Source organism: Croceibacterium sp. TMG7-5b_MA50 (assembly GCF_039830145.1).
Taxonomy (GTDB): Bacteria; Pseudomonadota; Alphaproteobacteria; order Sphingomonadales; family Sphingomonadaceae; genus Croceibacterium.
Window position 1 is genome coordinate 722,491 of record NZ_CP156082.1, and the last position, 25,261, is coordinate 747,751.

Annotated in this window: 29 protein-coding genes; 25 read left to right on the forward strand and 4 right to left on the reverse strand. The window is 66.2% G+C overall.

Annotated features, from left to right (window positions below; all coding sequences use genetic code 11):
• The first annotated feature begins 24 nt into the window (after positions 1 to 24).
• The 9 genes from rimM (at position 25) to V5740_RS03630 (ending at position 8,346) form a co-directional block, all read left to right on the forward strand.
• Positions 25 to 516, forward strand: coding sequence for a ribosome maturation factor RimM (gene rimM, locus V5740_RS03590; RefSeq protein WP_347303715.1), 492 nt, complete (start codon positions 25 to 27; stop codon positions 514 to 516).
• A complete protein-coding gene (trmD, locus tag V5740_RS03595; protein ID WP_347303716.1) occupies positions 513 to 1,244 on the forward strand; it encodes a tRNA (guanosine(37)-N1)-methyltransferase TrmD in 732 nt (243 codons plus the stop codon). Before rimM ends, trmD begins: the two co-directional genes overlap by 4 nt.
• A 13-nt stretch (positions 1,245 to 1,257) precedes the next feature.
• Positions 1,258 to 1,623, forward strand: a complete 366-nt coding sequence (gene rplS / locus V5740_RS03600) for a 50S ribosomal protein L19 (RefSeq protein ID WP_347303717.1) — start codon at positions 1,258 to 1,260, stop codon at positions 1,621 to 1,623.
• A gap of 143 nt (positions 1,624 to 1,766) precedes the next feature.
• Positions 1,767 to 4,016, forward strand: coding sequence for a DPP IV N-terminal domain-containing protein (locus V5740_RS03605; protein WP_347303718.1), 2,250 nt, complete (start codon positions 1,767 to 1,769; stop codon positions 4,014 to 4,016).
• Between the two features lie 94 nt (positions 4,017 to 4,110).
• Positions 4,111 to 5,136, forward strand: a complete 1,026-nt coding sequence (locus V5740_RS03610; RefSeq protein WP_347303719.1) for an aspartate-semialdehyde dehydrogenase — start codon at positions 4,111 to 4,113, stop codon at positions 5,134 to 5,136.
• A gap of 144 nt (positions 5,137 to 5,280) precedes the next feature.
• A complete protein-coding gene (locus V5740_RS03615; protein ID WP_347303720.1) occupies positions 5,281 to 5,724 on the forward strand; it encodes a GFA family protein in 444 nt (147 codons plus the stop codon).
• Positions 5,725 to 5,842: 118 nt separating this feature from the next.
• On the forward strand, positions 5,843 to 6,610 hold the full coding sequence (locus V5740_RS03620; protein WP_347303721.1) for an alpha/beta fold hydrolase: 768 nt from the start codon (positions 5,843 to 5,845) through the stop codon (positions 6,608 to 6,610).
• Entirely contained in the window at positions 6,607 to 7,785 is a 1,179-nt protein-coding gene (locus V5740_RS03625; protein ID WP_347303722.1) for an RsmB/NOP family class I SAM-dependent RNA methyltransferase, read from the forward strand. Before V5740_RS03620 ends, V5740_RS03625 begins: the two co-directional genes overlap by 4 nt.
• A gap of 63 nt (positions 7,786 to 7,848) precedes the next feature.
• Positions 7,849 to 8,346 carry a hypothetical protein gene (locus tag V5740_RS03630; RefSeq protein WP_347303723.1) on the forward strand — a complete coding sequence of 166 codons (498 nt, stop codon included), beginning with the start codon at positions 7,849 to 7,851 and terminating at the stop codon, positions 8,344 to 8,346.
• Positions 8,347 to 8,350: 4 nt separating this feature from the next.
• Here the strand turns inward: V5740_RS03630 and V5740_RS03635 are convergent, their stop codons facing one another.
• Entirely contained in the window at positions 8,351 to 8,833 is a 483-nt protein-coding gene (locus tag V5740_RS03635) for an RNA pyrophosphohydrolase (RefSeq protein WP_347303724.1), read from the reverse strand.
• Between the two features lie 81 nt (positions 8,834 to 8,914).
• Between V5740_RS03635 and V5740_RS03640 the strand changes: the two genes are divergently transcribed.
• Together V5740_RS03640 and V5740_RS03645 are read left to right on the forward strand one after the other, a co-directional pair.
• Positions 8,915 to 9,832: a metal-dependent hydrolase gene (locus V5740_RS03640; RefSeq protein WP_347303725.1), complete on the forward strand. Its 918-nt coding sequence runs from the start codon at positions 8,915 to 8,917 to the stop codon at positions 9,830 to 9,832.
• 16 nt (positions 9,833 to 9,848) lie between these two features.
• Positions 9,849 to 11,204 (forward strand): deoxyribodipyrimidine photo-lyase, encoded by a 1,356-nt coding sequence (locus V5740_RS03645; RefSeq protein ID WP_347303726.1) that lies wholly within the window; start codon positions 9,849 to 9,851, stop codon positions 11,202 to 11,204.
• Here V5740_RS03645 and V5740_RS03650 read toward each other — a convergent pair.
• The 3 genes from V5740_RS03650 to V5740_RS03660 form a co-directional block, all read right to left on the reverse strand.
• On the reverse strand, positions 11,201 to 11,911 hold the full coding sequence (locus V5740_RS03650; protein WP_347303727.1) for an SDR family NAD(P)-dependent oxidoreductase: 711 nt from the start codon (positions 11,909 to 11,911) through the stop codon (positions 11,201 to 11,203). The two genes, V5740_RS03645 and V5740_RS03650, sit on opposite strands and share 4 nt — an antisense overlap.
• Positions 11,911 to 13,383, reverse strand: a complete 1,473-nt coding sequence (gene purF / locus V5740_RS03655; RefSeq protein ID WP_347303728.1) for an amidophosphoribosyltransferase — start codon at positions 13,381 to 13,383, stop codon at positions 11,911 to 11,913. Before purF ends, V5740_RS03650 begins: the two co-directional genes overlap by 1 nt.
• 176 nt (positions 13,384 to 13,559) lie before the next feature.
• Entirely contained in the window at positions 13,560 to 14,756 is a 1,197-nt protein-coding gene (locus V5740_RS03660) for an acetyl-CoA C-acyltransferase (RefSeq protein ID WP_347303729.1), read from the reverse strand.
• Positions 14,757 to 15,029: 273 nt separating this feature from the next.
• On the opposite strand from V5740_RS03660, the gene ndhC reads away from it, so the two are divergent.
• The 14 genes from ndhC (at position 15,030) to nuoK (ending at position 25,257) form a co-directional block, all read left to right on the forward strand.
• Complete coding sequence (gene ndhC, locus V5740_RS03665; protein ID WP_347303730.1) at positions 15,030 to 15,404, forward strand: NADH-quinone oxidoreductase subunit A; 375 nt, start codon at positions 15,030 to 15,032, stop codon at positions 15,402 to 15,404.
• A gap of 5 nt (positions 15,405 to 15,409) precedes the next feature.
• Entirely contained in the window at positions 15,410 to 16,036 is a 627-nt protein-coding gene (locus tag V5740_RS03670) for an NADH-quinone oxidoreductase subunit B family protein (protein ID WP_347304434.1), read from the forward strand.
• Complete coding sequence (locus V5740_RS03675) at positions 16,033 to 16,899, forward strand: NADH-quinone oxidoreductase subunit C (protein WP_347303731.1); 867 nt, start codon at positions 16,033 to 16,035, stop codon at positions 16,897 to 16,899. The genes V5740_RS03670 and V5740_RS03675 overlap by 4 nt, the downstream gene beginning before the upstream one ends.
• Complete coding sequence (locus V5740_RS03680) at positions 16,899 to 18,113, forward strand: NADH-quinone oxidoreductase subunit D (RefSeq protein WP_347303732.1); 1,215 nt, start codon at positions 16,899 to 16,901, stop codon at positions 18,111 to 18,113. Before V5740_RS03675 ends, V5740_RS03680 begins: the two co-directional genes overlap by 1 nt.
• Entirely contained in the window at positions 18,110 to 18,280 is a 171-nt protein-coding gene (locus V5740_RS03685) for a hypothetical protein (protein ID WP_347303733.1), read from the forward strand. Before V5740_RS03680 ends, V5740_RS03685 begins: the two co-directional genes overlap by 4 nt.
• A complete protein-coding gene (locus tag V5740_RS03690) occupies positions 18,273 to 18,944 on the forward strand; it encodes an NAD(P)H-dependent oxidoreductase subunit E (protein WP_347303734.1) in 672 nt (223 codons plus the stop codon). The genes V5740_RS03685 and V5740_RS03690 overlap by 8 nt, the downstream gene beginning before the upstream one ends.
• A complete protein-coding gene (locus V5740_RS03695; RefSeq protein ID WP_347303735.1) occupies positions 18,941 to 19,108 on the forward strand; it encodes a hypothetical protein in 168 nt (55 codons plus the stop codon). The genes V5740_RS03690 and V5740_RS03695 overlap by 4 nt, the downstream gene beginning before the upstream one ends.
• Positions 19,108 to 19,248, forward strand: a complete 141-nt coding sequence (locus V5740_RS03700) for a hypothetical protein (RefSeq protein ID WP_347303736.1) — start codon at positions 19,108 to 19,110, stop codon at positions 19,246 to 19,248. Before V5740_RS03695 ends, V5740_RS03700 begins: the two co-directional genes overlap by 1 nt.
• Positions 19,248 to 20,543 (forward strand): NADH-quinone oxidoreductase subunit NuoF, encoded by a 1,296-nt coding sequence (gene nuoF / locus V5740_RS03705; protein WP_347303737.1) that lies wholly within the window; start codon positions 19,248 to 19,250, stop codon positions 20,541 to 20,543. Before V5740_RS03700 ends, nuoF begins: the two co-directional genes overlap by 1 nt.
• Positions 20,544 to 20,764: 221 nt before the next feature.
• Positions 20,765 to 22,783: an NADH-quinone oxidoreductase subunit NuoG gene (gene nuoG, locus V5740_RS03710; RefSeq protein ID WP_347303738.1), complete on the forward strand. Its 2,019-nt coding sequence runs from the start codon at positions 20,765 to 20,767 to the stop codon at positions 22,781 to 22,783.
• On the forward strand, positions 22,780 to 23,826 hold the full coding sequence (gene nuoH, locus V5740_RS03715) for an NADH-quinone oxidoreductase subunit NuoH (RefSeq protein WP_347303739.1): 1,047 nt from the start codon (positions 22,780 to 22,782) through the stop codon (positions 23,824 to 23,826). The genes nuoG and nuoH overlap by 4 nt, the downstream gene beginning before the upstream one ends.
• On the forward strand, positions 23,823 to 24,308 hold the full coding sequence (gene nuoI / locus V5740_RS03720) for an NADH-quinone oxidoreductase subunit NuoI (protein ID WP_347303740.1): 486 nt from the start codon (positions 23,823 to 23,825) through the stop codon (positions 24,306 to 24,308). The genes nuoH and nuoI overlap by 4 nt, the downstream gene beginning before the upstream one ends.
• Positions 24,309 to 24,334: 26 nt before the next feature.
• Complete coding sequence (locus tag V5740_RS03725; protein WP_347303741.1) at positions 24,335 to 24,955, forward strand: NADH-quinone oxidoreductase subunit J; 621 nt, start codon at positions 24,335 to 24,337, stop codon at positions 24,953 to 24,955.
• The gene (nuoK, locus tag V5740_RS03730; RefSeq protein WP_347303742.1) at positions 24,952 to 25,257 is read left to right on the forward strand and encodes an NADH-quinone oxidoreductase subunit NuoK; all 306 of its coding nucleotides are present in this window, start codon (positions 24,952 to 24,954) and stop codon (positions 25,255 to 25,257) included. Before V5740_RS03725 ends, nuoK begins: the two co-directional genes overlap by 4 nt.
• Positions 25,258 to 25,261 lie beyond the last annotated feature (4 nt).

Here is a 25,261-nt window from a genome sequence, read left to right on the forward strand (position 1 = left end):
CCGCCAGCGGGAGGGGTTTTGCCCATGAGCGACAAGCCCATCGTCCTAGCCGCGATCACCGGTGCGCATGGCGTAACCGGTGAAGTGCGACTGAAGCTGTTCGGCGAGGGCTTGCCCACGCTGAAGGCGCACAAAGCCTTCAACGCCGGCGCGCTGACCGTCAGCAAGCTGCGCGATGATGGCAAGGGCGGGGCGATCGTCCGTTTCGCCGAAGTCGCGGATCGTACCGCGGCCGAGGCGCTGCGCGGCACCCTGCTGAGTGTCGAACGTACCGCCCTGCCTCCGCTGGCGGAGGGCGAGTACTACCATGCCGACCTGATCGGCCTGCCCGCATTTGGCGATGACGATGCGCCGCTGGGCACGGTGGTCGCGGTCGAGAATTACGGCGCGGGCGACATCATCGAGGTGGAGCGGCCGGACGGCAAGCGCTTCATGGTGCCGATGCGCGCCGAGGCGGTACCCGAATGGAATGCGGAACGGGTGGTGATCGACCGCCTGTTCGCAGAGCAAGCGTGACCTTCGCCGCCAGCATCATCACGCTGTACCCCGACATGTTCCCCGGACCGCTCGGCCATTCGCTGGCGGGGCGCGCACTGGCGGAAGGCACCTGGTCGTGCGAGGCGGTGCAGTTGCGCGACTATGCGGCCGATAAGCACCGTACGGTCGATGACACGCCCGCAGGCGGCGGCGCGGGAATGGTGTTGAAGGCGGACGTGCTTGCCGCAGCGATCGACGACGTGCGGACACGCCGGCCGACCTGCCCCGTCCTGGCGATGACGCCGCGTGGCCGGCCGATCAGCCAGCAGCGCATCCGCGAACTGGCGGCGGGGCCGGGTGTCAGCATCCTGTGCGGCCGGTTCGAAGGATTCGACGAGCGCATCTTCGACGGGCGGCAGGTCGAGGAGGTGAGCCTTGCCGACATCATCCTGTCCGGCGGGGAGACCGCGGCGCTGGCCATTCTGGATGCTTGCATTCGGCTGCTGCCCGGCGTAATGGGCGCGCCGTCCAGCGGGACCGAGGAATCCTTCGAGGAAGGGCTGCTCGAATACCCGCATTATACCCGACCATCGACATGGGAAGGACGCACGATCCCCGAAGTGCTGCGATCGGGGGATCATGCGAAGATCGCCGCGTGGAGGAAAGTCCAGGCGGAACAGGACACACGGTCACGCAGGCCGGACCTTTGGGAACGCCACTGGGGCGTTCGGGGCCAGCCTGCCTCTGGCGCGCGGCATGATGATTGAGGAATAACGGACCATGGGTCTGATCCAGGAACTGGAAGCCGAAGCCATTGCCCAGCTGGCAGAAGGCAAGGACATCCCCGAATTCCGCCCCGGTGACACGCTGCGCGTCGGCGTGCGCGTCGTCGAAGGCGAGCGTACCCGCGTGCAGAACTACGAAGGCGTGTGCATCGCGCGTTCGAACCGCGCGATGGGCAGCAACTTCACCGTGCGCAAGATCAGCTTCGGCGAAGGCGTGGAGCGTGTGTTCCCGCTGTATTCGCCGAACATCGACAGCATCACCGTGGTCCGCCGCGGCGTGGTGCGTCGCGCCAAGCTGTATTACCTGCGCGGCCGCACCGGCAAGCGCGCCCGCATCGCGGAGCGCAAGGTCAACCCGTAAGGGTCACCTGCCGCCGAATGGCTTTGAAAGGGTCCGGTCGCCGATGGGTGGCCGGGCCCTTTTTCATGGTGCCCTTTCCCCCTGCCGATTTCATGCGTAACCACACGCACGCCATGTTTCCCGGATCGAGAGAATGCCCGTCCATGCGTACCCTGATCGCCGCCATCCTGCTGGCAACCACCGCTGCGACCCCCGTGCTGGCGCAGGAGGTGCCCGTGGCTGAGGCCGTGAATGCACAGGAACTGACGCTGGAACGCGTGTTCGGCAGCCCCAGCCTGAATGGCCCGGCGCCGCGTGCGCCCAAGATGTCGCCCGACGGCCGGTACCTGACGCTGCTGCGCAACCGGGAGAGTGACCGCGAACGGTATGATCTGTGGGGTTACGACCGGCAGGACAGCCAATGGCGCATGCTCGTCGACAGCGAGGCGCTGGGCAGCGGGCGCGAACTGTCCGAAGCCGAGAAGATGCAGCGCGAGCGGCTGCGCATCGGCAGCTTGAAGGGCATCGTCGATTACCAATGGTCGGCCGACGGGCAGGCGCTGCTGGTGCCGCTGGAGGGCGACCTGTATCTCGCGCGGCTGGACGGTACCGTGCAGCGGCTGACGGACACGGAGGAAAGCGAACTCAACCCCACGTTGAGCGAGACGGGCGACTACATCTCCTTCGTGCGGGACCGGCGCTTGTGGGTCGGCCGACTGGGTGCGGAGGCCGCGCCGGTGACGCCGGAGGAGACGAGCGATCTGGTCACCTGGGGCGAGGCGGAGTTCGTGGCGCAGGAGGAGATCGACCGGCATACCGGGTTCTGGTGGTCGCCGGATGACCGCCGCATTGCCGTGGCGCGGGTGGACGAGAGCCCGGTGGGCGTCGTCACGCGCGCAGCGATCGGGGCCACGGGCACGCGCGTCTATGACCAGCGCTACCCCGCGGCGGGCACGCCCAATGCCGATGTGCGGCTGTTCGTGATGAACCCTGACGGCAGCGGCCAGGTTGAGGTCGACCTGGGGGCGGAGCGCGACATCTACATCGCCCGGGTCGATTGGGCGCCCGATGGCAGCGCGCTGTATGTCCAGCGGCAGGACCGGCTGCAGACCCGGCTGGACATGCTGAAGGTCGATCCGGCCACCGGTACCAGCGAGGTCCTGTTCACCGAGCAGGCGGCGCAGGGGCACTGGATCAACCTGACGAACAATTACCGCTTCCTGAAGGATGGCAGCCTGATCTGGTGGTCGGAACGGGACGGCTACGGCCACCTGTACCGCTTCGCCGGCGGTGAGTGGACGCAGCTGACGGATGGCGAGTGGGTCGTGACCAGCCTGGTGGGAGTGGACGAGGATGCGGGCCGCGTGTTCTTCGCCGGCACCAAGGATGATCCGCGCGCGGCGCAGGCCTACGTGCTGGATTTGGCGAACCCGGCGCAGCAGACCCGGCTGACCGATCCGGCCTTCGCCAATGCGGTGCAGATGGATGGCGCGGCGCGCAGCCTGCTGGTCAGCCGGTCCAACGATACGCAGCCGCCGCAGCATTATCTGGCGGACACGACCGGCGAGCGCCTGGTGTGGATCGAGGAGAATGCTCTCACCGCCGATCACCCCTACGCCCCGTTCCTCGCCAGCCATCAGCGGACCACCTATGGCACGGTCAAGGCGGAGGATGGGACCGACCTGTACTGGGAGATGATCGCGCCCCCGCTGGAGCCGGGCAAGCGTTACCCCGTGTTCTTCGAGCATTACGGCGGCCCGCACGCGCAGGACGTGACGCTGGCGTGGAAGGGGGCGCTGGCGCAGGCGATCGTCGATCGCGGCTACATCTATTTCAAGATCGACAATCGCGGCAGCAACAATCGCGGCGTCGAATTCGAGAAGCAGATCTACCGCGCGATGGGCGGCGTCGAGGTGGCCGACCAGAAGGCCGGGGCTGAATATCTGAAGACGCTGGATTACGTCGATCCCGACCGGATCAGCATCTATGGCTGGTCCTACGGCGGTTACATGACGCTGAAGCAGCTTGCGGCCGATCCGGGGCTGTACGCGGCCGGCATCGCCGGTGCGCCGGTGACCCGGTGGGAGTTATACGACACCCACTACACCGAACGCTACATGGGCCTGCCGACCACCGATGCGGCGGCGTACCAGCAATCGGCCGCGATCGAAGGGGCGCTGGGCATCACCGATCCCATGTTGCTGATCCACGGCATGGCCGACGACAACGTGGTGTTCGAGAACGCATCCGAACTGATCGCCCGCATGCAGGGCGAGGCGGTGCCGTTCGAAATGATGCTGTATCCCGGATTCACCCACCGGGTCGGTGGACCCAAGGTCAGCGTCCATGTCTGGAATTCGATCTTCGACTTCCTGGACCGGAACGGGGCCGGGCCGCAAGGAGCGGGCGAATAGGCAAGCTTGGGGCGGGGCGCGGGCAATTTGGTTGCGCGCCGCCCCCGATCCGCTATCGCGCGCGGCTCTTAATACGCAGTGGAGTACGGGTGAGATGGGTTACCGGGTGGCGGTCGTGGGCGCGACGGGCAATGTGGGACGCGAGATGCTCGCGATCCTGGCCGAGCGCGAGTTCCCGATGGACGAGGTGGCGGCGGTCGCCTCCTCCCGCTCGACCGGCAGCGAGATCGAGCTGGGCGATACCGGCCGCATGCTGAAGTGCCGCAACCTCGAACATTTCGACTTCAGCGGCTGGGACATCGCCCTGTTCGCCGCCGGCAGCGCGCCGACCAAGGAATATGCGCCCAAGGCGGCGGCGGCGGGCTGCGTGGTGATCGACAATTCCTCGCTCTACCGCATGGACCCGGACGTGCCGCTGATCGTGCCGGAGGTGAACCCAGAGGCCATCGACGGCTACACCGCGCGCAATATCATCGCCAATCCGAACTGCTCCACCGCGCAGATGGTCGTCGCGCTGAAGCCGCTGCATGATGCCGCGGGGATCAAGCGGGTCGTGGTGAGCACGTATCAGTCGGTGAGCGGGGCGGGCAAGGCCGGCATGGACGAGCTGTTCGAGCAGAGCCGCGCGATCTTCGTCGGCGATCCGGTGGAGCCGACCAAGTTCACCAAGCAGATCGCGTTCAACGTGATCCCGCACATCGACAGCTTCCTGGACGACGGGTCGACCAAGGAAGAGTGGAAGATGGTGGTCGAGACCAAGAAGATCCTCGATCCCAAGATCAAGGTCAGCGCCACCTGCGTGCGCGTGCCGGTGTTCGTCGGCCATTCCGAATCGATCAACATCGAATTCGAGCGCGAGATCAGCGCGGCAGAGGCGCAGGACATCCTGCGCGAGGCGCCGGGCGTGATGCTGGTCGACAAGCGGGAAGATGGCGGATACGTCACCCCGGTGGAGGCAGCCGGCGACGGTGCGACCTATATCAGCCGCCTGCGCGAAGACCCGACGGTGGAGAACGGCCTGAACCTGTGGTGCGTCAGCGACAACCTGCGCAAGGGTGCGGCGTTGAACGCCGTGCAGATCGCCGAATTGCTGGGTCGGCGGCACCTGAAGAAGGGGTGATCGCCGCCGGCTTCCCCCGGTGCGTTAACCGTACCTTCTTGACACATTCCCGTTTTGGGACAAAAGTTCCTTACTGGATCGTGGCGCGTGACCTCTGGCTAGCCCATTGAAGTTGCGCGCGAACCAGCAAGGATTTTTGGGCTGATGGAAGAGCTGAGCGGCGGCTGCCAGTGCGGCCGTGTGCGGTACAGTGTAGAGGTTGAGCCGGATACGGCATATGCATGCCATTGCACCGTGTGCCGCAAGGCGACCGGCGGTGTCTGGATCGCGCTGGTAAGCGTGCCGCTCAATCGCATCCACTGGCAGGGCAAGCCGGACTGGTACCAGTCCTCTGCAATCGGCCATCGTGCGTTCTGCCCCAAGTGCGGAACGCCGATCGGCTTCGCGTTTGTCGACGACCTCATCGATCTCGACCTGACCGTCGGCAGCTTCGATCGGCCGGACCGGTTCCGTCCGGCGCAGAACCGATGCGTGGAGAGCATGCTTCCGGGCTGGACCAACCTCGACAATCTACCGGCGGAGCATGCGGACAAGGACGAACGCACCCGCCGCAACTGGCGCGAGGCGCAGAGCGGGCCGCCCCGCTGATCTTGCCGCCATGCCGCCGGACGGATAGTGGCGGCACTTCCCTGCGGATGCCCCGGCCCGATGCGGCCGGCGGCGAGGGCGCATGCGCCTGATCCCACGGGATGACAGGAGTGGCCTTTTGACTGACGTCCGTACCGAAACCGTGATCGGCCATGCCGGCACGCCGCTGGCTGTCCACCGGCTTGGGCCCCAGTCAGGCGAGGGGCGGCCCGTCCTGCTGCTGCACGGGCTGTTTTCCAACGCCCAGACGAACTGGATCAAGTTCGGGCACGCGCAGAAGCTGGCCGATGCCGGGTTCGAGGCGATCATGCCGGATCTGCGCGCGCATGGACAAAGCGGTGCGCCAACCGATCCGAACGCCTACCCGCCGGGTGTTCTGTTGCGCGACGTGCAGTTGCTGGTGGAGGCACTGGGTCTGACCGACCTCGACCTTGTCGGCTTTTCCCTGGGCGCGCGAACGGCGGCCGGCGCGGTGATCCAGGGGCTGTCGCCGAGGCGGCTGGTGCTGTCGGGCATGGGGCTCGACGGGCTGACCGGATGGGACCGGCGCGCCAACTTCTTTATCGATGCGATCGACCGTTTCGACGACGTGCAGCGTGGCGATCCCGCTTGGCTGGCGGTGCAGTTCATGCGCACGACGGGCGTCAACCGGGTCGCGGCGCGCCTGCTGCTGACGAGCGTCGGCGATATCGAGCCGGCCGATCTTGTCGCGCTTACCATGCCCACGCTGGTGCTGTGCGGCAGCGAGGATCGCGATAACGGATCGCCCGAAGATCTGGTCGCGGCCTTGCCCGATGCGCAACCTGCCGAGGTTCCCGGCACGCATATGAGCAGCGTCACTCAGGCCAGCCTGGGGCAGGCGATCGTGGATTTCCTGCGCGGATGACCCCGGCTGCCCGCGTCGCCGCTGCGATCGAGGTACTGGACGGAATCATCGAGGCGGCGCGGGGGCAGGGTGCGCCGGCCGATCGACTGCTGACCGAATGGCTGCGCCAACGGCGGTTCGCCGGATCGAAGGACCGCCGCGCGATCCGCGACCTGGTCTATCGCGCGATCCGGGCCTGTGGCCCGATCCCGCAAAGCGGGCGGGCCGCGCTGCTGCGACTGGTGGAGGAGCAGCCCGATCTCGCCCCCCTGTTCGACGGTTCCGCCTACGGCCCGGCGCCGGTGCAACCGGGCGAACCGGTGGCGCAAGGCGGCGTGGCGCCTGCCTGGCTGGTGGAGCGGCTTGCGGCCTCCGCCATCGCGGGCGCTGAGGCGGAAGCCTTGCTGGCCCGGGCGCCGCTGGACGTGCGCGTCAACAACCTGAAGGCGGATCGCGAGACGCTGACCCTGCCGCAGACAGGCGATCGCCTTCCTGCGGCCCACGGCCTGCGCTTCGCGCCCGATACGGCGGTGCAGGGATGGGACGCCTATCAGGATGGGTCGATCGAGGTGCAGGATGGCGGCAGCCAATTGGTGTGCGAGGCGGTTCAGGCACAAGCCGGTGAAACGGTGATCGACTTGTGTGCGGGTGCCGGCGGCAAGACTCTGGCGCTGGCGGCGGCGATGCGGAACGAAGGCCTGCTGATCGCGGCCGACACCGACCGATCGCGCCTGAGCCGACTGGCACCGCGGGCCGAGCGGGCGGGAGCGCGGGTGGATCGCACGGTGCTGCTCGATCCCGGACGGGAGGCGGCGGCGCTGCAGCCGTGGATGGCGGCGGCGGATGCGGTGCTGGTCGATGCGCCGTGTTCCGGCACGGGCACATGGCGCCGCAATCCGGAGGCGCGCTGGCGCCTGACGCCTGATGGACTGGCGCGGCTGGTGCAGTTGCAGGGCCGCCTGCTGACGCTGGCCAGCGGGCTGGTGCGGCCGGGCGGGCGACTGGTCTATGTCACCTGTTCCCTGCTGGACGAGGAAGGTGCGGAGCAGATTTCGGCCTTCCTGGCGGCAAATCCGGAATGGCAGGCGGAGTCGGTCGATCTGCCGGCGGGGCGACAGCACGGGCCGGGTTGGCGGCTGACGCCGCATACGGACGGTACCGACGGTTTTTTCGTCGCACGTCTGGTAAAGAGGTGATAGCGTAGCCATTCCATGGCTGTCAGCCGTCTCACCCGCCGAACCGCGCTCCAGGAGTTTGTGATGCGCTTTACACCAGCCGCCCTCGCCCTGTCGCTGCTGGTGGGGGTGAGTGCCAGCGTCGGTCATGGCGCGACCCACGATCCCGATCCGCGTGCCGCCGCGCTGGTGGCGGATGGCCGCAGTGCGGCGGAAGCCGGCAACGTCCAGGCGGCGGTCGATGCGTTCGAGGCCGCGCTGGCGATCGATCCGGCCTATACCGGCGTCTACCTCGACCTGGCGCAAGCCGCGCGCGCCCAAGGGCTGCAGGGCAAGGCGATCCATTATTACCGCGAGGCACTGGAGCGCGAGCCGGGCAATCTGGCGGCGATCAGCGGCGAGGGTGCCGCGCTGGTGGAGAAGGGCGCCGTCGCCAAGGCGGAACGTAACCTTGCCAGATTGCAGTCGCTGTGCGGCGAAGGCTGTGCGGAGGCGGAGCAGCTGGCCGTCGCCATCGCGCAAGGTCCGCCGGTACGTACCGCCGATGCGGCGCTGCCCGACAATGCGGTGACCCAGAACTGACGGATCAGAGCTTCCCGCGGAAGCCCTCCACCACGGCGCGGTAGATGTCGCGCTTGAATGGCACGATCATCTCCGGCAGCAGATCGGGCGCCACCCACTTCCATTCGCAGAATTCCGGGTGCTTGTGGGCGTCGAGGTCGATGTCGCTGTCAGCGCCGGTGAAGCGCACCAGGTACCAGGTCTGGCGCTGTCCGACATAGCGGCCGCCCCACAACTTGCCCTGCAAGTCCGCCGGTAGGTCGTAGAACAGCTCGTCCGGCAGGCGGTCCAGGATCTGGAGATGCTGCGGCTTCGCCCCGGTTTCCTCCGCCAGCTCGCGCAGCATGGCGACATCCAGGTCCTCGCCCGGATCGACGCCGCCCTGCGGCATCTGCCAACGGTCGCCTTCCTTGTTGTCGATCCGCTTGCCCGCGAAGGCCTGGCCTTCGCCATTCACCAGCATGACGCCCACGCAGGGGCGGTACTTCGCGCGATCTTGTTCGGTCATGGACCTGCCATAGGCCCGGCCCGTCACGAATGCCAGATTGGCGCTTTGCCGGGGCGCCGCGATCTGTGACAAGCATCCGCAATGGACAATCTGACGCATAGCCTGGTGGGCGCGCTGATCGGGCAGGCCGGGCTGAAGCGGCGAACCGGTCTCGCCATGCCGGCGCTGATCATCGGCGCCAACATTCCCGACATCGATGCCGGTTGCGTGCTGATCGGCGACATGCAGCATCTGGCATTGCGCCGCGGGCTGACTCACGGGCCGATCGCCATGATAGTGTTGCCGCTGCTGCTGGCGGGCGGGCTGTACGCATTCGATCGCTGGCAGGCCGCACGGGGCAGGCGCCCCGCCAGCCGCCTGCCGGTACGGTTCGGCTGGTTGTGGGCGCTGGCGACGATCGCCTGCCTCAGCCATCCGGCGTTCGACTGGCTGAACAGCTATGGCGTGCGCCTGCTGGAGCCGTTTTCCAGCCGCTGGTTCCATGGCGACATGATCTTCATCATCGATCTGTGGCTGTGGCTGGGCATGGGCTGCGCGACGTGGCTGTCCGTACGGCGGGAGCGGCAGGGTGGCGACTGGCGCCGACCTGCCCGCGTAATGCTGGCGGCGACGCTGGCCTATATCGGGCTGAACGCGGCAATCACCTATCTTGCGGAACGACACGCCCGAATGAGCGAGCCTTATCCGCTGATCGCCATTGCCAACGAGATGCCGGTAGCGTTCTGGCGGCGGGACATGATCATCGGCAATGGCGATGGCCTGTGGCAGGTGGCGGGGCAGCGGGTTGGCGCGATGCCGCTGGCCAGCTGTGATCTTGCGCGGGCACGGCGGCAGGATCGTGCGGTGGATGCCTTCCTGTTCTGGTCGCGAGCGCCGACGATCCTGCGTGATGGCTCCGCATTCGTGTTGGGGGACGCACGGTTTGCCGGTGACCTTTCCCGCGGACGGTTCACGGTGAGGCTGCCGGCGGGAGCGTGCCAGGAACAAGGCGCCGGATGATCTCGTTCATCGGCGGATGACAGCACCCCAGATTGTCTGGCTGCGCCGCGACCTGCGGCTGGTCGATCAGCCCGCTCTGTTCGCCGCCGCCGAGAGCGGCCCGGTGATCCCGGTCTATGTCCTGGATGACGAGCGACCGGGCGAACACCGCATGGGCGGCGCGCAGCGTTGGTGGCTGCATCATTCGCTCGCCTCACTGGACCGCAGCCTGCGCGAACGGGGCAGCCGCCTGGTGCTGCGGCGGGGCGATGCAGTGCAGGAGTTGTGCCGGCTGGCGGAGGAGACCGGCGCCAAGGGCATCCATGCGCTGCATCATTATGAACCTTGGTGGCGCAAGGCCGAGAGCGAGCTGGCGGGCCGGTTCGAGCTGCACCTGCATGATGGCAATTACCTGGTCCCGCCCGGCACGGTCCGCACCGGCGCGGGCGAGCTTTACCGTATCTACACGCCGTTTGCGAAGGCCTTGCGGCGGGAGCTGCCAAGCCTCGAGCCGCTGCCGGAGCCGCAGCTGACTGCTCCCGCGAAGTGGCCCAGGTCGGATCGGCTGGAGGACTGGCGCCTTCTGCCGACCACCCCCGACTGGGCCGGCGGCTTCGTGGAGGCATGGACGCCGGGCGAGAACGCCGCGAAGGCGCAGCTGGAACAGTTCGCCGACCATGCGGACCGCTATGCGGATGAACGAAACCTCCCGTCCATTGAGGGGTCCAGCCGCCTGTCGCCCCGCCTGCATTGGGGGGAGCTGTCGGTTGGGCAGGTGTGGCACGCTTTGGCGGATCGGAGCGGCGCGGGGGTGGACACGTTCCGTGGGGAGCTGATCTGGCGCGACTTCACGCAGAACGTCATCCTGGCCTTTCCCGACTACCAGACCCGGAACTATGGCGAGGCGTTCGACCGCTTCCCGTGGCGCTATGACAAAGGGGAAATCCGCGCGTGGCGGCAGGGTCGGACGGGGTACCCCATCGTCGATGCCGGCATGCGCCAGTTATGGCAGAGCGGCTGGCTGCATAACCGCGTACGGATGATCGTCGCCAGCTTCCTGATAAAGCATCTGCTGGTCGACTGGCGGGTAGGGGAACGATGGTTCTGGGACACGCTGGTCGATGCCGATTGCGGGAACAACGCCGTCAACTGGCAGTGGGTCAGCGGGACGGGCGTGGATACGCAGCTGTTCACCCGGATCATGGCGCCGCTGACGCAATCGGTGAAGTTCGATGCGGGCGATTACATCCGCCGCTGGGTGCCGGAACTGGCGGACGTGCCCGACCGGCTGATCCATGATCCGCCGGCCGGAACCTACATCCCCAAGATCATCGGCCACCGTGAAGGGCGGGAGCGGGCGCTGGCGGCCTATCGCCAGCTCAGGACCGGCTAGGTTTCGACCCGCTCGCGGTGGCGGTTGGGGAAGTCGGCCGCGAGCAGGGCGGCGATGCAGGCGGCAACAGCCTCGGGCGGCTTCACGCCCTGCGGGTCTTCACCCGGAAAGGCGCGGGCGCGCATTTTGGTGCGGGTGGCGCCGGGATCGACGATGGCGACGCGGGTGCCGCTGATCCGCTCGACTTCCTGCGCATACGTGTCCAGCAGCACCTCCAGCGCGGCCTTGCTGGCGGCGTAGGCGCCCCAATAGGCGCGCGGGGAGGTGGCAACGGAGCTGGTGAGCCCGATCACGCGGCCCGCCGGGCTGCGGCGCAGCAACGGGTCGAAGGCTGCCAGCAGCGCCTGCGGTGCCAGCAGATTGGTGAGAAGAGCTTGGTTGAAGGCCTTGCCTTCGATCTGCGCGACGGGCGTCAACTGGGGCAGGATCGCGGCATTCAGCACCAGGATGTCGAGGCGGTCCCACCTTTCGGCGACCGCGCCGGCCAGGCGGCTGACGGCATCAGCTTCCGTCAGGTCGAACGGGGCGATGGTGGCGGTGCCGCCGGCCTGGTGGATCGCATCCTCCACCGCCTCCAGGTCGGAGATGGTGCGGCCGGAGAGCAGGACATGCGCGCCCTCTGCCGCCAGCGCCTGCGCGGTGGCCGCGCCGATGCCGCGACTGGACCCCGTCACATAAGCGATACGGCCGTCGAGCGAACCCGCCATCAGGCGACCTTGCCGACGGGGAAGGTCAACTGGTTGTCCAGCCCGCGGCGTTCGGTCAGGTCGGTCAGGCTGGTGGGGTAGTCGCCGGTGAAGCAGGCGTCGCAATACTGCGGCGCGGCATTGTTGCGACCCTTCAGCCCGACCGCCCGGTAAAGCCCGTCGATCGAGACAAAGGCGAGGCTGTCCGCCTGGATGAATTCGCACATGGCAGACACATCCATCCGGCCGGCCAGCAGCTTGGAGCGTTCGGGGGTGTCGACGCCGTAATAGCAGCCATGCCCGGTCGGCGGACTCGCGACACGGAAGTGAACCTCCTTCGCGCCCGCTTCCCGCATCATCTGCACGATCTTCAGGCTGGTGGTGCCGCGCACGATGGAATCGTCGATCAGGACGATCCGCTTGCCTTCCACCAGCTTGCGGTTAGCGTTGTGCTTGCGCTTCACAGAGGCGTGGCGGACGCTGTCCGACGGCTGGATGAAGGTGCGGCCGACATAGTGCGAACGCACGATACCCAGTTCGAAAGGAATGCCTGATTCCTGCGAATAGCCGATCGCCGCAGGCACGCCGCTGTCAGGCACCGGCACCACGATATCGGCATCGACCACCGCCTCGCGCGCCAGCTCGATCCCGATCGCTTTACGTGATTCATAGACGGAACGGTCGTCCAGGATCGAATCCGGGCGGCTGAAATAGACATGTTCAAAGATGCAAGGGCGCGCGGCGGGCGTGCCAAAGGGGCGGTGGCTGCGACGGGTGCCGTCGAAATCCACCTCGACGAACTCGCCGGGTTCGATCTGGCGTTCGAATTCGGCGCCGACCACGTCGAGCGCCACGGTCTCGCTGGCGAACACGGTCGCGTCGCCCAGGCGACCCATCACCAGCGGGCGGATGCCGAGCGGATCGCGGCATGCGGCCATGCCGCGCGGCGTCATCACAATCAGTGCATAGGCGCCTTCCACCAGTCGCAGCGCATCCACCAGCTTGTCCAGCATGGTGGGGTAGCGGCTGGTGGCGACGAGGTGGATGATCACCTCCGTATCGCTGGTCGACTGGAAGATCGCGCCCTTCTGCACCAGTTCCTGACGCAGGTGGCGGGCGTTGGAGATGTTGCCGTTGTGCGCCACGGCGAAGCCGCCGCTGGCAAGGTCGGCATAGAGCGGCTGGATGTTACGCAGGCCAGAACCGCCGGTGGTGGAATAGCGCACATGGCCCGCCGCCATGCCGCCCGGCAATTCGGCGACCGATTCCCCGGTGGAGAAGTTCTCGGCCACATGGCCAAGGCCGCGGCGCGTGTAGAATTCGGCGCCATCGAAGGAGGTGATGCCCACCGCCTCCTGTCCGCGGTGCTGCAGGGCGTGAAGGCCGAGGGCGCAGGCGGCGGCGGCTTCGCTGGCGCCGATGACGCCAAAGACGCCGCATTCTTCGCGCAGCTTGTCGCCGTCCGCGTCCATGAAGGGATGGGTCAGGTTCATCGGGCTCGCAGCTGCTGTGGGGCTGCCCGCGCCAATGGCGATGTTACGGGGTGATTACAAGGGCGATGCGGCGGAACGGGGGCGGGGCAAGCGGCTTCGCCGCCGCAAATCCGGGCCTACCCGGATGGTGCCGCGCCTCCTCCCCGTCCGCGACGCAGGAGGAGGCGCGGGTCAGGTCAGACCAGTTCCACCGCGATCGCGGTCGCCTCGCCGCCGCCGATGCACAGCGATGCGACGCCCTTGGTCCCGCCGCGTGCCTTCAACGCCGCCAGCAGGGTGACGATGATGCGCGTGCCGCTGGCGCCGATCGGATGGCCGAGCGCGGTGCCGCCGCCATTCACGTTTACCTTGTCATGCGGGATGCCGATATCCTTCATGGCGAACATTGGCACGCAGGCGAACGCCTCGTTAATTTCCCACAGGTCCACATCGTCGACCGACCAGCCGGCCTTGTCGAGCAGGGTGCGGATCGCGCCGACCGGGGCGGTGGTGAAGTCCTTCGGCTCCTGCGCGTGAGCCGCGGTGGCGACGATGCGGGCCACGGGCGCCTTGCCCTGCGCCTTGGCGACGCTTTCACGCGCGACCACGACCGCCGCCGCGCCATCAGAGATGGAAGAGGAGGTCGCCGCGGTGATCGTGCCTTCCTTGGCGAAAGCGGCCCTCAACTGCGGGATCTTCTCCGGGTTCGCCTTGCCCGGCGCCTCGTCATGCGAGACCGTGACGTCGCCCTTGCGGGTCTTGAGCGTCACGGGGACGACCTCGTCATCGAAGGTGCCGCTCTTGATCGCCTCGTTCGCGCGGGCGAGCGAGGTGATGGAGAAATCGTCCATGTCCTTGCGAGTCAGCTGGTACTCGTCCGCCGTGCACTGAGCGAAGGAGCCCATCGAGGTGCCTTCGTCATAGGCATCCTCCAACCCATCCAGGAACATGTGGTCATAGGCCTTGTCGTGGCCGATGCGTGCGCCGCTGCGATGCTTCTTCAGCAGGTAGGGCGCATTGGTCATGCTCTCCATCCCGCCGGCGACGATCAGGTCGGCCCCGCCGGTGGCGAGCGCTTCGGCCGCCATGATGACGGTCTGCATCCCGCTGCCGCAGACCTTGTTCACGGTGGTCGCCTGGACGGATTGGGGCAGGCCCGCCTTCAGCGCGGCCTGCCGGGCGGGCGCCTGGCCGAGGCCGGCAGGCAGCACGCAACCCATGTAGAGCCGGTCCACGGCCGCGCCGTCGATGCCGGCACGTTCCACCGCCGCCTTCACCGCCGTGGCACCGAGATCGGTGGCGGATGCGTCCGCCAGGGCGCCCTGCATCCCGCCCATCGGAGTACGGGCATAGGACAGGATGACGATGGGATCGGCTTCGTTCAGGGTGGCCATTGCCGCATTCCTTTATTGGTCGAAAACGCAGAATACGCGCTCTAGCTAGGCGGCTGCGGCACACAGCGCAACGGGCAGCGCGATGAAGCCGGGCACGTGCGGAATGCGGGCGAGGCAGGGCGGTTGCGCCGTGAACTTTCGCTAAGCATTCGCAACAAGGCCGCAACTCTTGAACGCAGTGCAGCACCTGATTAGGTGCGACGCGACAACCCCCACTTTTTCCGGGCGATTCAGCCGGCAGCGATGCGCGGCTGGCATGCCCCGAGGACAGCAATGGTCGACCTTAGCCAGTACCTTCCGATCCTGATCTTCCTGGCGATCGCGGTCGGCCTGTCGGCCGCCTTCGTCTTCCTGCCGATGGGTGTCGCCCGCCTGACCGGCGCGCACAACCCGAATGCGGAGAAGCTGAGCGAGTACGAGTGCGGCTTCCCCGCGTTCGAGGACCCGCGCAGCCAGTTCGACGTCAGGTTCTACCTGATCGCCATCCTGTTCATCGTGTTCGACCTGGAGGCGGCGTTCCTGTTCCCGTGGGCGGTTAGCCTGGACCTGACCGGCTGGGCCGGCTGGATCACCATGATGGTGTTCCTGGCCGAGCTGGGTATCGGCCTGGCCTATGCCTGGAAGAAGGGTGCGCTGGAGTGGGAGTGAACGACATGGTCACCGATGGTCACGGCAAGTCCGTGGGCCTGAACAGCGCGCTGGACCGGCCGCTCGCCAATCCGGCGGGCAGCACGGTCAGCGGTGAGGCGCACAACCCGGTGCTGCATCCCGGCATCCGGCAGCCCGACGGCGAATTCTACAACGCGCTGTCGACCGAGGTGTCGGACAAAGGCTTCCTGGTCACCACCACCGAAGAGCTGTTCCAGTGGGCGCGCACCGGCAGCCTGTGGTGGATGACGTTCGGCCTTGCCTGCTGCGCGGTCGAGATGATCCACGTCAACATGCCCCGTTACGACATGGAGCGGTTCGGCGCCGCGCCGCGCGCATCCCCGCGCCAGTCCGACGTGATGATCGTGGCCGGCACGCTGTGCAACAAGATGGCCCCGGCGCTGCGCAAGGTGTACGACCAGATGTCTGATCCCAAATATGTGATCAGCATGGGCAGCTGTGCCAATGGCGGCGGCTATTACCACTACAGCTATTCCGTGGTGCGCGGCTGTGACCGGATCGTGCCCGTCGACATCTACGTCCCCGGGTGCCCGCCCACGGCAGAGGCGCTGCTGTACGGCGTGATGCAGTTGCAGCGGAAAATCCGCCGCGTGGGGACGATCGAGCGATGAGCACTGTTCTCCACCCCGCGCCCCGCTTCGCCACCGGTCCCAGCATCGCTGAGACGCTGGGGACCGCGCTCGGCACCATGGTGATCGAGCATGCGTGCGAGCATGGCGAGGTGTTGCTGACCGTTCAGCGCGACCGGCTGGAAGACGCGCTGCGCCTGTTGCGTGACGAGCACGAATACCAGCAGCTGATGGAGATCGCCGGGGTCGACTATCCCGGCCGGGCCGAGCGGTTCGAGGTCGTCTACATGCTGCTGTCGGTGACCCGCAACAGCCGGGTCATGGTGAAGGTCACCACGGACGAGGACACGCCCGTGCCGACCGCCACCCGCCTGTGGCCCAATGCGGGCTGGCTGGAACGCGAGGTGTTCGACCTATATGGCGTGCTGTTCGACGGCAACACCGACCTGCGACGCATCCTGACCGATTACGGGTTCGAAGGGCATCCGTTCCGCAAGGACTTCCCGCTGACTGGCTACCAGGAAGTCCGGTATTCCGAAGAGGACAAGCGCGTCGTTTATGAGCCGGTGGAGCTGGCGCAGGACTTCCGCTCATTCGAGTTCACGTCGCCGTGGGAAGGCGCGGACTACGTGCTGCCGGGTGACGAGAAGGCCAGCGGACCCGCCCCTGTGGCGGAGCCCAAGGTGACGGAGAAGCCGGGCCAGAGCGGCGCCGGTGCGCCGACCGACGCCAAAGCGGCGGAGAAGGCCAGCGACGGACCGCCGACGCAGGCCAAGGGTGGCGAAGGCACCGCGCCTGATGCACCTGAACCGACGGAAAGCCGGCCCGACCGTCCGGCGCGGGCAGACGGTCCGGCGGACACGCCGGGTGCGACCGAAACCGATAAGAGCGAGGGCAAGGACTGATGGCCGGCCTGATGCAGGAGACCTCCCCCACCACGGGCGACGAGGTCATCAGCAACTACACGATCAATTTCGGCCCGCAGCATCCCGCGGCGCACGGCGTGCTGCGCATGGTGATGGAGCTGGATGGCGAGATCATCGAGCGGATCGATCCGCATGTCGGGCTGCTGCATCGCGGCACCGAGAAGCTGATCGAGTACAAGACCTATTTGCAGGCGCTGCCGTATTTCGACCGGCTCGATTACTGCAGCCCGCTGTGCATGGAGCACTCCTACGTCCTGGCGGTGGAGAAGCTGCTTAACGTGGAGGTGCCGCTGCGCGCGCAATATCTGCGCGTGCTGTTCGCGGAGCTGACGCGGATCAGCAACCACATGCTGAACATGGGCAGCCATGTCATGGACGTGGGCGCGATGACGCCGAACCTGTGGCTGTTCGAGATCCGCGAAGACTGCATGAACTTCTTCGAACGGGCGAGCGGCGCGCGCATGCATGCTGCGTGGTACCGCCCGGGCGGCGTGCACCAGGACGTACCGCTGAAGCTGCTGACCGATATCGGCGACTGGCTCGACAAGCGCATGCCCGAGCTGTTCGAGGACGCGATGAGCTTGGTGGTGGACAATCGCATCTTCAAGCAGCGCAACGTCGACATCGCCGTTGTCAGCAAGGAGGATGCGCTGCGCTGGGGCTTCTCCGGCCCGATGATCCGCGCGGCGGGCATCCCGTGGGATCTGCGCAAGAGCCAGCCTTACGACGTATATGACCGGATGGAGTTCGACATTCCGGTCGGCACCAATTCCGATTGCTACGACCGGTTCATGGTCCGGGTGGAGGAGGTGCGCCAGTCGATGCGCATCATGAAGCAGTGCCTGCGCGAGATGCCCGATGGCCCGATCAGCAGCAGCGACCGCAAGGTGGCGCCGCCCAAGCGCGCCGAGATGAAGCAGTCGATGGAAGCGCTGATCCACCACTTCAAGCTCTACACCGAAGGCTTCCATGTGCCGGCGGGCGAGGTCTATGTGGCGACGGAAAGCCCCAAGGGCGAGTTCGGCGTCTATCTGGTGAGCGACGGCAGCAACAAGCCGTACCGCTGCAAGATCCGGCCGACCGCCTTCAGCCACCTGCAGGCGATGGACTTCATGTCCAAGGGTCACATGCTGCCCGACGCGACCGCAATCCTGGGCGCGATCGACGTGGTGTTCGGGGAGTGCGACCGGTGAGCGCACGCCCGTCCATCTGGCTGTTCGTGGCGGTGGCCGCGGCGATCGCGATGCTGTGCTTCGCGATCGGGCAGGGCAAGCCGGGCGCGGGCGTACCCGTCGCCATCCTCCTTTCCGTCCTCTGGACCATCCATGCGCAAATGCGCTGGGGCAAGATCAATGGCTGAACGCGCACCACATCCCGACACCCCCGAACTGCGCGCCCGCTGGGGCGGGTTTGCCTGGACACCTGGCAATACGGAGAAGGCGCGCGAGATCGTGGCCCGCTATCCCGAGGGTCGCCAGCGCTCGGCCGTGATGCCGCTGCTGGACCTTGCCCAGCGGCAGGTCGGTGCCGAAACGCAGACCCAGGGGTGGCTGCCGCTGCCGGTGATGGAATATGTCGCGGCGCAGCTCGACATGCCGATCATCCGCGTGCTGGAGGTCGCCACCTTCTATACCATGTACAACATCGCGCCGGTCGGCCGCTTCCATGTCCAGATCTGCGGCACCACGCCGTGCATGCTGCGCGGGTCGGACGACATCATGACGGCGTGCAAGACGCGCGGCATGAAGAAGGGGCACACCACGCCTGACGGCATGTGGACCCTGACCGAGGTCGAGTGCATGGGCAATTGCGCAAGCGCGCCGATGGTGCAGATCAACGACGACAATTACGAGGATCTGACACCGGCGCGGCTCGATGCCGTGCTGGACGCGCTGGCCAAGGGCGAAAGCCCGAAGGGCGGTACGCAGGATCCGACTCGCCACACGGTGGAGCCGGTCGGCGGCCCGACCACGCTGCGCGAGATGGTGGACGCGAACCACGATTATCGCGGTGCGTGGGCGTGAGCACGCCGGCGCCTGTCAGCAAGGGATTGCCGATCGTCGGCATCGTCCTCCTGACGCTGGCGCTGCTGAAGTTCGTGCAGGGTGGTGACTGGGTCGTCTGGCTGATCCTGGGCGTGCTGTTCGGTGGTCTGGGCGTATTCTCCCGCAAGGGCAGGGCCGGCTGATGGAAGCGCTGATCGTCCTCATTGTCACGCTGCTGCTGGTCGCGGTGGCGTGGAAGATTTTCTCCGGCCTGATCAAGACGGTGGTGCTAGTCATCATCCTGGTCGCCGCGGCATTGTTTGTGTTTGGAGGGATCGGCTGATGCTCGCCGACAAGGACCGTATCTTCACCAACCTGTACGGGTACCAGGACTGGCGGCTGCCGGCCGCGCAGATGCGTGGTGACTGGGACGATACTAAGGCGCTGATCGCACGCGGGCAGGATGCGATCATCGACGAGATCAAGGCGTCCGGCCTGCGCGGTCGCGGCGGGGCGGGCTTCCCGACCGGCATGAAGTGGTCCTTCATGCCCAAGGAAAGCAAGGATGGGCGTCCGTCCTTCCTGGTCATCAACGCTGATGAGTCGGAGCCGGGCAGCTGCAAGGACCGCGAGATCATCCGCCACGATCCGCACAAACTGGTTGAAGGGGCGCTGATCGCGGGTTTCGCGATGCGCGCGCGGGCCGCCTACATCTACATCCGTGGCGAGTATATCCGCGAGGCGGAGACGCTGTTCGCCGCGGTTGCGGAGGCCTATGCCGCCGGCCTGCTGGGCAAGAACGCGGCGGGAAGCGGCTATGACTTCGATGTCTTCGTCCACCGGGGTGGCGGCGCTTATATCTGCGGCGAAGAAACCGCGATGATCGAGAGCATCGAGGGCAAGAAGGGCCAGCCCCGGCTGAAGCCGCCGTTTCCGGCAGGCGCCGGCCTGTATGGCTGTCCGACCACGGTGAACAACGTGGAGTCGATCGCTGTGGTGCCCACTATCCTGCGGCGCGGTGCACCCTGGTTCGCCAGCTTCGGGCGGGAGAACAACAAGGGCACCAAGCTGTTCCAGATCAGCGGCCATGTCGATCGCCCCTGCGTGGTCGAGGAGGAGATGGGCATTCCCTTCCGCGACCTGATTGAAAAGCATTGCGGCGGCATTACCGGGGGGTGGGATAACCTGCTGGCGGTGATCCCCGGTGGGTCGTCCGTTCCGCTGGTCCCTGCGGCGGAGATCATGGACGCGCCTATGGATTTCGACGGGCTGAAGGCCGTCGGCTCGGGTCTGGGCACCGCGGCGGTGATCGTGATGGACAAGTCCACCGACATCGTGCGGGCGATCAGCCGCATTTCGTACTTCTACAAGCATGAGAGCTGCGGCCAGTGCACGCCGTGCCGCGAGGGTACCGGCTGGATGTGGCGGGTGATGGAGCGGCTGCGTACCGGCGATGCCGAGCCGGCCGAGATCGACATGCTGTACGAAGTGACCAAGCAAGTCGAGGGCCACACGATCTGCGCGCTGGGCGATGCGGCGGCATGGCCGATCCAGGGCCTGCTGAAGCATTTCCGGCCGGAGATCGAGCGGCGTATCGCGGAGCGCGAGGCGGTGGAGTTGCCCGAAGCAGCCGAATGATAGTTGCGGCTGCATGTTTCCGATAGGAAGTATGCAGGTTATTGCGAGGCGTTTGCGTCTTTACTTGGGAAGTACGCTCAAGCCTTGCATCAAAGTGCGAATGAGCGCCGGAAATGGGCGCTGTGGCCTTGCGCTGAGGCACAGGGTCGGACAGAGGAACACGGCACAGCGATGCCGCACCGCACACAAGCGCGGGGCGTTCATCCAGGCGGACAGAGATTATGCCCACAGTCACCGTTGACGGAACCGAGATCGAAGTGCCCGATGGGGCGACCGTGCTGCAGGCTTGCGAGCTTGCCGGCAAGGAGATCCCGCGCTTCTGCTATCACGAACGCCTGTCCATCGCCGGCAATTGCCGCATGTGCCTGGTCGAGGTGAAGCCAGGCCCGCCCAAGCCGCAGGCGAGTTGCGCCCTGCCGGCGACGAACGGCCAGGAAATTCGCACCGACACGCCAATGGTGAAGAAGGCGCGGGAAGGGGTGATGGAGTTCCTGCTCATCAACCACCCGCTCGACTGCCCGATCTGCGACCAGGGCGGCGAGTGCGACCTGCAGGACCAGTCGGTCGCCTACGGCCGCGGCGGTTCCCGGTACCACGAGAACAAACGTGCGGTGACCGAGAAGTATATGGGTCCGCTGATCAAGACGATCATGACCCGCTGCATTCATTGCACGCGCTGTGTCCGCTTCTCCGAAGAAGTGGCCGGTGTGGATGAGATCGGCGCGCTGTATCGCGGCGAGGACATGCAGATCAGCACGTATCTCGAACATGCGGCCAAGCACGAACTGTCGGCAAACGTTATCGACCTGTGCCCGGTGGGCGCGCTGACCAGTCGGCCTTACGCCTACGAGGCGCGGCCGTGGGAGTTGAAGAAGACCCTGGGCATCGACGTGTCGGACGCGATGGGTGCGAACATTCGCATCGACAGTCGCGGGCGCGAGGTGCTGCGCGTGCTGCCGCGCACCAATGACGATGTGAACGAAGAGTGGCTGAGCGATAAGGCCCGCTATCAGGTGGAGGGGCTGACGCGCCGCCGCCTCGATCGCGTCTGGATTCGTCATGATGGCAAGCTGCAATCGGCCGACTGGAACGAGGCGTTCGCGCTGATCGCCGAAGCGGGACGCGGCGGCAGCGTGGGGGCAGTCGCGGGCGACATGCTCGATTGCGAGACGATGTTTGCGGCCAAGCGGCTGGTGAATGCGCTGGGCTCCGATCTGGTGGAAAGTCGCCAGGGCGGCATGGCCTATCCGGTGGGCAGCCTGTCGGCGGTCAATTTCAACACGACCTTCGCTGGAATTGAGACGGCAGATGCCGTGCTGATCGTGGGCAGCAACATCCGCTGGGAAGCGCCGCTGTTGAATGTCCGCCTGCGGAAGGCCGCGAAGCGGGGTGCGAAGATCTTCATCGTGGGTCCGCACTGGGAGACGACCTTCCCGGCCGAGTTCCTGGGCGACGATGCCTCCGTGCTGCATGACCTGCCTGACCACGTTGCCTCCGCCATGCAGGGCGCGGCGCGGCCGGCGATCATCCTTGGCGCGGCTGGCCTGGTGGCGGGTGCTCATGGCCCGGCACTGGCGCTGGCGCATGCCTGGAACGTGGTGCGCGATAACGGTGGCGACACCTGGAACGGCTTCAACGTCCTGCACATGGCGGCGGCACGCATGGGTGCGCTGATGCTCGGCTTCGCTCGCCCGCGCGGCCTTGCCGAGCTGGTGCAGGCTGCGCCCAAGCTGCTGCTTTCGCTCGGCGCGGACGAGCTGGACCACGGCAAGTTCGCAGGCGCCTTAAAGGTTTATATCGGCCATCATGGCGACAAGGGTGCGGCCTCGGCCGATATCATCTTGCCGGGCAGCGCCTATACCGAGAAGGCCGGGACCTATGTCTCGACAGAGGGCCGCGTGCAGTTTGCCGACAAGGCGGTGTTTGCGCCCGGTGATGCGCGCGAAGACTGGACAATCCTTCGTGCCTTGGCCGATGCGCTGGGCGTGACCGTCGGGTTCGACAGCTTTGACCAGCTGCGCGCCGCGATGATCGCGGACGTGCCGGCTCTGGGTGTCGAGGGACTGGTCGATTACGGCGCGCTGCCTGCGGCAGACAGCGCGGAGCGTGCTGGTGGGGCGATCGCCTACCCGATCAAGGATTTCTATCTCACCAACTCCATCGCGCGGGCCAGCGCGGTGATGCAGCGCTGTTCGGCTGAACTGCTGCATGGCGAGGAACTGGCGGAGGCCGCGGAATGATACCTGTCTTCCAGGGCTGGGGCATGAGCTACGAGGCGGCGTGGATCACCTCTACGATCGCCGGCATCTTGCTGATCGCGCTGCCGTTGATGCTCGCGGTCGCGATGGTGATCTATGTCGATCGCAAGGTTTGGGCGGCGATGGCGTTGCGGCGTGGTCCCAACGTGGTTGGCCCCTTCGGCCTGCTGCAAAGCTTTGCCGATGGGTTGAAGGTGTTCCTGCAGGAAACCATCATCCCGTCCGCCGCGAACAAGGGCCTGTTCCTGATCGCGCCCATCATCACCTTCACCGTGGCGCTGGCGGCCTGGGCGGTGATCCCGTTCAATTCGGGCGCGGTGCTGGCGAACATCAATGTCGGGCTACTCTACATCCTCGCGGTCAGTTCGCTGGGAGTCTACGGCGTGGTGATGTCCGGTTGGGCGTCGAACTCGAAGTATCCGTTCTTCTCCGCCATGCGCGCTGCGGCGCAGATGATCTCCTACGAGGTCTCGATCGGCTTCGTGCTGATCTGCGTGGTGCTGTGGGCTGGCACGTTCAACATGAACGGCATCATCGAGGCGCAGCGCGGGCACGGGCTGGGCATCGTCAACGGGTTCTTCTTCAACCTGCTGCTGTTCCCGATGTGGGTGGTGTTCCTGATCTCCGCCCTGGCGGAGACGGCGCGTGCCCCGTTCGACCTGACGGAGGCGGAGAGCGAGCTCGTCGCCGGGTACCAGACCGAATATAGCTCCATGAGCTTCGCGCTGTTCTGGCTGGGCGAATACGCGAACGTGCTGCTGATGTGCGCGCTGAACTCGATCCTGTTCTTCGGGGGCTGGCTGCCGCCGCTTGAGTTGTCGATCCTGTACTGGATTCCTGGCTGGATCTGGCTGCTGCTAAAGATTTCGTTCTTCTTCTTCGTGTTTTCCTGGATCAAGGCCACGGTGCCGCGCTTCCGCTATGACCAGCTGATGCGGCTGGGCTGGAAGGTGTTCCTGCCGCTCAGCCTCGGCTTCGTCGTGGTGGTCAGTGGCTGGCTGATGTTTACGAGGTACGGCGCATGAGTGTCGCGCAACTGGTCAAGTCGTTCACCCTGTGGGAGTTCGTGAAGGCACACGCCCTCACGCTGAAGTACTTCTTCAAGCCCAAGGCGACGATCAACTACCCGTTCGAGAAGAACCCGTTGTCGCCCCGCTTCCGGGGGGAGCATGCCCTGCGCCGCTACCCCAACGGGGAGGAGCGCTGCATTGCGTGCAAGCTGTGCGAGGCGGTTTGTCCGGCGCAGGCGATCACCATTGAGGCCGAGCCACGCGAGGACGGCAGCCGCCGCACCACGCGCTACGACATCGACATGACCAAGTGCATCTATTGCGGCTTCTGTCAGGAGGCGTGTCCGGTGGACGCGGTCGTCGAGGGACCGAACTTCGAGTACTCGACGGAAACGCGCGAGGAATTGCTGTACGACAAGGCCAAGCTGCTGGCGAACGGGGACAAGTGGGAGCGCGCGATCGCTGCCAACCTTGAAGCCGACGCACCCTACCGCTAGGCGCCCGGCAGGACGGACCCAGACACATGCTGCAAGCCCTTGCCTTTTACCTGTTCGCCGCGCTGGTGATCGCCAGCGGGACGTTCACCATCCTCGCCCGCAATCCGGTGCATTCCGTGTTGTGGCTGATCCTTGCCTTCTTCAATGGCGCGGGGCTGATGGTGCTCGTTGGTGCCGAGTTCATCGCCATGCTGCTGGTGATCGTCTATGTTGGCGCAGTCGCGGTGCTGTTCCTGTTCGTGGTCATGATGCTGGACATCGACTTCGCCGAACTGCGCGCCGGTTTCGTCAAGAACTTTCCATTGGGCATTGCCATAGCCGCCGTGCTTCTGGCGGAGCTGGTGCTGGGCATCGGCGCCTGGCAGTCGGGTGCGCTGGAACTAGGCCGCGCAAGCGGCGAGGCAGCGCCGTTGCTGGGCCGCAGCAATATCGAGAGCATCGGCGCGTTGCTGTATGGCCGGTACCTGTTCCTGTTCGAATCCGCGGGCGTGATCCTGCTGGTGGCGATGGTCGGCGCGATCGTGCTGACGCATCGGGAGCGGCGGGCCTATCGCGGGCAGCAGAACATCGGCAAGCAGATCGCCCGCCGCCCGGACGAAGCGACCCGCAACGTGCGGCCTGAGATCGGACAGGGGGTGACACTGTGATCGGCATCGAACACTACGTCGTTGTCAGCTCGATCTTGTTCGTGCTTGGCGTCTTGGGTATCTTCCTGAATCGGAAGAACATCATCGTCATCCTGATGGCGATCGAACTGATCCTGCTGTCGGTGAACCTGAACCTGGTGGCCTTCAGCGCCTTCCTTGGCGACCTCACGGGTCAGATCTTCGCCATGTTCGTGCTGACCGTGGCCGCCGGGGAAGCGGCGATCGGTCTTGCCATCCTGGTCATCTATTTCCGCGGACGCGGCACCATCGCGGTTGACGACGTCAACCGGATGAAGGGGTAAACAC